Consider the following 6,580-nt stretch of genomic DNA (forward strand, 5'->3'; position numbering starts at 1 on the left):
GTCGAATCCTGGTGCCCGACGATTGGGCGCCTCAGGCACGGCGGCTCATTACCGAGGCAGGGCTCGAAGCCGAGTTGCGTCATGAGTGACATCACGGACGATTCGCTCCTGGGTGGGCGCGTCGGTCTCTGGCAGCCGGCAAARGGCCACCGCGCCGGGACGGACGCCGTCGTTCTGGCCGCAGCCGCGCCCGTCCGCGCCGGCGACGTGGTCATGGACGTCGGAGCGTCGACCGGGGCGGTCGGCCTCATGGTGGCGGCCCGGGAGCCAGGCGCTCATCTGACCTTCATCGAGCGCGACCCTGCGCTGGCGGAACTCTGCCGGCGCAATTGCGATCGCAACCACGTGCAGGGGCGCGTCGCCGTGCTCGATCTTCTTCATCGGTCCGCATGGCCCGACGCCGGGCTCGAACGCGAAGGGGCGGATCTCGTCCTGAGCAACCCACCCTTTCTTGAGGAAGGATCGGCGCGGATCTCGCCCGACAGTGCCAGAGCCGCGGCGCATGCGCTGCCCGAAGGCGGTCTCGACGCCTGGATGAAAGCATGCGTCGCCTTGCTCAAACCGAAAGGGCGCTTGGTGATTATCCATCGCGCCGACCGGATTGCCGATTGCCTGGCGGCTCTGGGGAGAGGTGTTGGGGCCGTCACCTTGCGCTTCGTCCATCCGAGCGCGAGCCAGCCGGCCATCCGCGTGCTGCTCGCCGCGACGAAAGGAAGTCGCTCGCCTCTTTCCGTGGCGCCGCCGCTGATTTTGAACGGTCCGGACGGCCACTTTACGCTCGAGACCGAAGCCATCCATCGGGGCGATGCGGTGTTGACATAGAAACGGGCGCCCCGAGGGCGCCCGTTTCCRAGAGACGGTTGGCACGTATCAGCGACAGACCCGAATCGGCCGCTGCACCCACACGAAACCGTTCCAGTAGCGATCCATCCGGGTCCAGCAACGCGGACCGGGGCGGTAATAGCCATAGCCGCGGCGTGGATAATAGCCGGGGCCCATTGCCGGACGATACCGCGGCGGGCCGTAGTACGGGCGGTGGTAGGGCCGATAATAGCCGGGATAATACGGTTGAGCCTCCACCGGCTGCGCGGCGGCGAGGGCGCCGACGCCCAAAGTCGCCGCAGTGGCGAGACCGAGAAGAAACTTGCGCATCGTTCGATCCTTTCCGAAGGCTTCGCGCTTCATTTGTTGAGTTGTCGCAGCCAGGCGATCACCAGCGGCGGCGGCAAACTTGCACGGGTTTGCGAATGAACGTTCCACGATGAGTGCGGACCGTGCGCCATTGGGTCCGGCAAACGGTGCGTGGCGGACGGTGACGATAGCGCGGTCGAACGTGGTGGGGTCGACCGGTGTGCCAGGCTTTCTGGACGGTATCGGGGCCGTGCTGGAGATGCGGCATCGCTGCCGAAGGCGACGGAGCGGCCGACGCGGCCGTGACTCCGAGAGCCCCGACGGCAAAGGCGCCCGCGATAAAAGCTACTTTCAGAAAACGCATGATCGATTTCCTCGTCAAAAAACCATGGGTCCCGCAACAGACCTCGTGAACCTGCCCTTGGGAAACAGCATAGGGGAGCTTAACTGAACGGATTCCGACTTGTTCCCTAACGATACGTTCATCTTGACGTTCATCTTGGGCTCGGCGGTTTTCCGCGCTACATCGTGAAACATGACCCAAACGTCCCTCATTCAATCGCTTCCTGTTTCCGTTCAACGATTTCTGCCGAGCCGGTTTCGATCGACCCACCCGATCGTCCCGGTCGTGCGGCTGTCGGGCGCGATCGGCGTGGCAATGCCGCTGAGAACCGGGCTTTCGATATCGAGCGTGGCTCCGTTGCTCGATCGTGCGTTCGCGGTGCCAGGTGCGAAAGCGGTCTCGCTGATCGTCAATTCGCCCGGCGGTTCGGCGGCCCAATCTCATCTCATCTTCAAGCGCATCCGGGCGCTGGCGGAAGAGAAGAAGCTCCCGGTCTTCGCTTTCGTCGAGGATGCGGCGGCGTCGGGAGGTTACATGATCGCGTGCGCGGCGGATGAGATCATCGCGGACCCGTCGTCGATCGTCGGATCCATCGGCGTCGTTGCGGCGAGTTTCGGTTTCGACAAGTTCATCGCCCGTTACGACATCGAGCGTCGCGTCCACACCGCCGGCGTCAACAAGGCGATGCTGGATCCTTTCCAACCCGAGGATCCGGAGGACGTGGCGCGATTGAAGGACCTGCAGAACCGCGTCCATGCGGTGTTCTCCGGCCTTGTCCGCGCCCGCCGGGGCGAGAAGCTGGCGCGGGAGCGGGAGGATCTCTTCTCCGGCGCCTTTTGGGTCGGGGACGAAGCCTTGAGTCTCGGTCTCATCGACGGGTTCGGAGATGTCCGGTCGTTCTTGCAGCAGCGTTTCGGCGACAAAGTCCAGATGAAACTGATCGAGCCGGCCCGCCAACCTCTTCTCGGGCGGGTGCTGGGCCGGGCGGTGCCCGGCAGCGGTGCAAGTCTCTTCGATCCGGCCGAGGCTCTCGGCGTCATCGAGGAGCGCGCGGCCTGGGCCCGGCTCGGCCTCTAAGGCATGACCTGCCGAAGTGAAACGGCTCCCTGAGCCGATCGCGCTGTCGGTGCCGGGTCCTTGACTTGAAGCGCCTGCCATCCCAAGGGTTCGGTTGAAATCTGCAATCATCGGACGCCACATGACGAGCGAAGCCGMGCACATGAATCCCGCGCGATCCTTTCAGGGACTGATTCTCACCCTCCAGCGCTATTGGGCCGAGCAGGGTTGCGTTATCMTGCAGCCCTACGACATGGAGATGGGCGCCGGCACGTTTCACCCGGCGACGACTCTGCGGGCCTTGGGGCCCAAGCCCTGGCGCGCCGCCTATGTCCAGCCGTCCCGGCGGCCCAAGGATGGGCGCTATGGGGAGAACCCCAACCGCCTGCAGCACTATTATCAGTTCCAGGTCATCCTGAAGCCGAACCCGCCCGACATCCAGCAGCTCTACGTCAAATCGCTGGAAGCCATCGGCATCGATACGGCGCTTCACGACATCCGTTTCGTCGAGGACGATTGGGAAAGCCCGACCCTCGGCGCCTGGGGCCTCGGCTGGGAATGCTGGTGCGACGGGATGGAAGTCTCCCAGTTCACCTACTTCCAACAGGTGGCGGGCTTCGAGTGCTCGCCCGTCGCGGGCGAACTGACCTACGGTCTCGAACGCCTTGCCATGTACTTGCAGGGCGTCGAGTCGATCTACGATCTGAATTTCAACGGCCTCGACGGAGATCGCAAGGTTACCTACGGCGACGTCTTTCTCCAGGCCGAGCAGGAATTCTCGCGGCACAATTTCGAATATGCCGATACGGAAATGCTGTTCCGTCACTTTCGCGACGCTGAAGCCGCCTGCCGGAAATATCTCGAAGACGGCGAGCCGGTTCCCGGCGCGAACGATCAGCGCCATCGCATGGCGCTTCCCGCCTACGACCAATGCATCAAGGCGAGCCACGTCTTCAATTTGCTCGATGCCCGCGGCGTCATCTCGGTGACCGAACGCCAGAGCTACATCCTGCGCGTTCGCGAACTGGCCAAGGCCTGCGGCGCCGCGTGGTTGAAGACCGAGGGGGGAGGCGTAGCCTCATGAACCGCAGCCTCGTTCCCTCCCCCTTGTGGGGAGGGTTAGGGTGGGGGTGCAGGCGCTGCGTAAATTCGAGTCGAAAGCCCATGCCCGGCACCAGGAAACCAGGAACCATCCGCGCCCGGGCATTGCGCCGGCGAATGACGGCGGCGGAAAAACGTCTCTGGTGGCATCTCGATAGAATTCCTGTCGAAGGAGCCCATTTTCGCAAGCAGGCCGCGATCGGTCCGTTTGTGGTCGATTTCGCTTGCCACAGTGCCAACTTGATCGTCGAGATTGCACGGGATCGACGTCGTCCTCGATACGATCTATTCGGCTCTTTACATCGCACCTTCGAACGGCGCCGGCGCCGACACCCCCACCCCCAACCCCTCCCCACAAGGGGGAGGGAGTGAGCGGCGAGTAACCATGCCCGACCTTCTTCTCGAACTCTTTTCTGAAGAAATCCCTGCCCGCATGCAACGCCGGGCGGCGGAGGATCTTCGCAAGCTTGTGACGGATGCTCTCGTCGAGCGCGGCTTTCTCTATGAGGGCGCGCAGGCCTTTGCGACGCCACGACGGCTCGCGCTCAACATCGTCGGACTGCCGGTCAAGGGTCAGGATGTGCGCGAGGAGCGCAAGGGGCCGCGAGTGGGCTCGCCGGAAGCTGCTTTGCAAGGCTTCCTGAAGAGCGCCGGGCTCGCGAGTATCGACGAAGCGAAGATCGAGAGCGATCCGAAGAAGGGCGAGTTCTACGTCGCGATCATCGAGCGTCCCGGGCGCGCGACGCAGGACGTTCTGGCGGAGATCTTGCCGCAGATCATCAAGACGTTTCCGTGGCCGAAATCGATGCGCTCAGGGGCCGCCTCGGCGGAAGCCGGAGCGCTCCGTTGGGTGCGACCGCTGCAATCCATCGTCTGCACGTTCGGTCCGGAGACCGAAGAGCCCGAGATCGTACCGTTCGCGGTCGACGGCTTGGTGGCGAGCGATGTGACATACGGCCATCGCTTCATGGCGCCGGGCGCCATTCGCGTGAAGCGCTTCGACGACTACGTCACTTCGTTGGAGCGCGCGAAAGTTGTGCTCGATGCAGATCGCCGTAAGGACATCATCCTGCACGATGCCAAGGATCTCGCGTTCGCGCAGGGATTGGACCTCGTCGAAGACGAAGGCCTGCTCGAAGAGGTGGCGGGTCTCGTGGAGTGGCCGGTCGTTCTGATGGGCGCTTTCGACAAGGCTTTTCTCGAAATTCCTCCCGAGGTCATCCGCACGACAATTCGCGCCAACCAGAAATGCTTCGTCTTGAACGATGCGCGAACCGGCAAGCTCGCCGACAAATTCATTCTGACGTCGAACCTCGTCGCCAAGGACGGCGGMAAGACGATCGTGGGGGGCAATGAGCGCGTCGTTCGCGCGCGCCTGTCCGACGCGAAGTTCTTCTGGGAGACCGATCAGAAGACGAAGCTGGAAGACCGGCTCGAGAAACTGAAGTCGATCGTGTTCCACGAAAAGCTCGGAACGCAATACGAGCGAGTCGAGCGCATCGTTGCGTTGGCGCGAGAGCTTGCGCCCATCGTCGGAGCCGATCCGCAACTGGCCGAGCGCGCAGCGCGTCTCGCGAAGGGCGATCTCGTGACCGAAATGGTCGGCGAATTTCCCGAGTTGCAGGGACTCATGGGCCGTTACTACGCGGCGATCCAGGGTGAACACCCTTCCGTCGCGGCCGCTCTCGAAGACCATTACAAACCGCTCGGCCCCTCCGACCGCGTTCCGACCGATCCCGTCTCTGTCGCAGTCGCACTCGCCGATAAGCTCGATACGCTCGTCGGATTTTGGGCCATCGACGAGAAGCCCACGGGCTCGAAGGATCCGTACGCATTGCGGCGTGCGGCGCTCGGGGTCATTCGGCTGGTGCTCGACAACAACCTGAAGCTCCCTTTGATCGCGCTTCTCGCGAAGCCGTTCGCGCGTGATGCGAAGGATGCGCTTTTCGAAGAGTTCCTCAAGGCGAAGAAACTCGTCGAAGCCATCGCCGACAGTGCTTTCGCGTCACTGGTCAAGCACGCGAGCGTATCCGAGCTCGAGACCATCTTCCGCGAGCGGCAGATGGCTGATGCGGAGAAGCTTGCGCGCGCCATGTATGTGCGCGCGCTCGACCTCCTGTCGTTCTTTGCGGATCGCCTCAAGGTTTATCTGCGCGATCAGGGAGCGCGGCACGATCTCATCGACGCCGTGTTCTCGCTGGAAGGTCAGGACGACCTTCTGATGGTCGTGCGGCGCGTCGAGGCCCTCGGGCGTTTTCTCGAAACGGAGGACGGCAAGAATCTTCTCGCTGGTTACCGGCGCGCAGCCAACATTCTGCGAATCGAGGAGAAGAAAGATGCTCGGTCGTATGATGGTGCACCTGATGCGGCCGTGATCGAGAGCCAAGGGGAGAATGAGGAGAAGATTCTCTTCACGGTCTTGCAGGGAGCGACCCAGAATGCTCGCGAACACGTGATGCGCGAGGATTTCGAGGGCGCCATGAAGGCTTTGGCGACGATTCGCCCGGCCGTCGACGCCTTTTTCGACAAAGTGACCGTCAATGTGGACAATGCGGCTGTCCGCGAGAACCGGTTGAAGCTTCTCAACGCCCTTCGCGCGGCGACACGTGCCGTAGCGGACTTCTCACGAATCGAAGCTTAGCGGCACATTCCCGCTTTCTGTTGCGCTGAGGTAACAGCCATCCCGCCTGCTTCGCGTTAGGCAGGCGGCAACTCCGTTACTTTCGGTCGAAAACAATGATCCGACGCCTTCTTCTGGCCGCCCTCCTGGGTGCGCCGCTCGCCGCCTGCCAATCCGTTCACAATCCGCCGCAGATGAATGTGGCGCAGGCTGACGATCCCTATGCTGGTTGGTATATCGGTTCGATTCCGGACAAGCCGCACGATGTGCCGTTGGTCGATCGCAACAAGATGGATGCGAAATTCGCGCGACAGGCTGTCGAATACAAG

At 62.8% G+C, this 6,580-nt stretch carries 6 protein-coding genes and 1 pseudogene; 6 read left to right on the top strand and 1 reads right to left on the bottom strand.

Annotated elements, in window-relative coordinates; genetic code table 11:
- Window positions 1-81 precede the first annotated feature (81 nt).
- Complete coding sequence (locus AC1DT3_RS09600; protein WP_477465028.1) at window positions 82-822, top strand: tRNA1(Val) (adenine(37)-N6)-methyltransferase; 741 nt, start codon at window positions 82-84, stop codon at window positions 820-822.
- A 48-nt stretch (window positions 823-870) separates the two neighbouring features.
- On the opposite strand, the gene AC1DT3_RS09605 is transcribed toward AC1DT3_RS09600, so the two are convergent.
- Window positions 871-1,152: a hypothetical protein gene (locus tag AC1DT3_RS09605; RefSeq protein WP_477465029.1), complete on the bottom strand. Its 282-nt coding sequence runs from the start codon at window positions 1,150-1,152 to the stop codon at window positions 871-873.
- 514 nt (window positions 1,153-1,666) lie between these two features.
- Between AC1DT3_RS09605 and AC1DT3_RS09610 the strand changes: the two genes are divergently transcribed.
- The 5 genes and pseudogenes from AC1DT3_RS09610 to AC1DT3_RS09630 all read left to right on the top strand — a co-directional run.
- Window positions 1,667-2,551: a S49 family peptidase gene (locus AC1DT3_RS09610; protein WP_477465030.1), complete on the top strand. Its 885-nt coding sequence runs from the start codon at window positions 1,667-1,669 to the stop codon at window positions 2,549-2,551.
- A gap of 121 nt (window positions 2,552-2,672) precedes the next feature.
- Window positions 2,673-3,614, top strand: coding sequence for a glycine--tRNA ligase subunit alpha (locus tag AC1DT3_RS09615; protein ID WP_477465031.1), 942 nt, complete (start codon window positions 2,673-2,675; stop codon window positions 3,612-3,614).
- Between the two features lie 80 nt (window positions 3,615-3,694).
- The gene (locus AC1DT3_RS09620) at window positions 3,695-4,003 is read left to right on the top strand and encodes an endonuclease domain-containing protein (protein WP_477465032.1); all 309 of its coding nucleotides are present in this window, start codon (window positions 3,695-3,697) and stop codon (window positions 4,001-4,003) included.
- A 13-nt stretch (window positions 4,004-4,016) separates the two neighbouring features.
- Complete coding sequence (gene glyS / locus AC1DT3_RS09625) at window positions 4,017-6,272, top strand: glycine--tRNA ligase subunit beta (RefSeq protein ID WP_477465033.1); 2,256 nt, start codon at window positions 4,017-4,019, stop codon at window positions 6,270-6,272.
- 95 nt (window positions 6,273-6,367) lie between these two features.
- Window positions 6,368-6,580, top strand: a pseudogene (locus AC1DT3_RS09630) (L,D-transpeptidase); the annotation flags it as partial.

Source organism: Microvirga sp. P4_G7, from assembly GCF_056401005.1.

What these genes read in the sequence shown, in the direction of transcription:
- AC1DT3_RS09605 (WP_477465029.1), bottom strand. Translation starts at nt 1,152, where the DNA reads ATGCGCAAGTTTCTTCTCGGTCTCGCCACTGCGGCGACTTTGGGCGTC.
- AC1DT3_RS09610 (WP_477465030.1), top strand. Translation starts at nt 1,667, where the DNA reads ATGACCCAAACGTCCCTCATTCAATCGCTTCCTGTTTCCGTTCAACGA.
- AC1DT3_RS09620 (WP_477465032.1), top strand. Translation starts at nt 3,695, where the DNA reads ATGCCCGGCACCAGGAAACCAGGAACCATCCGCGCCCGGGCATTGCGC.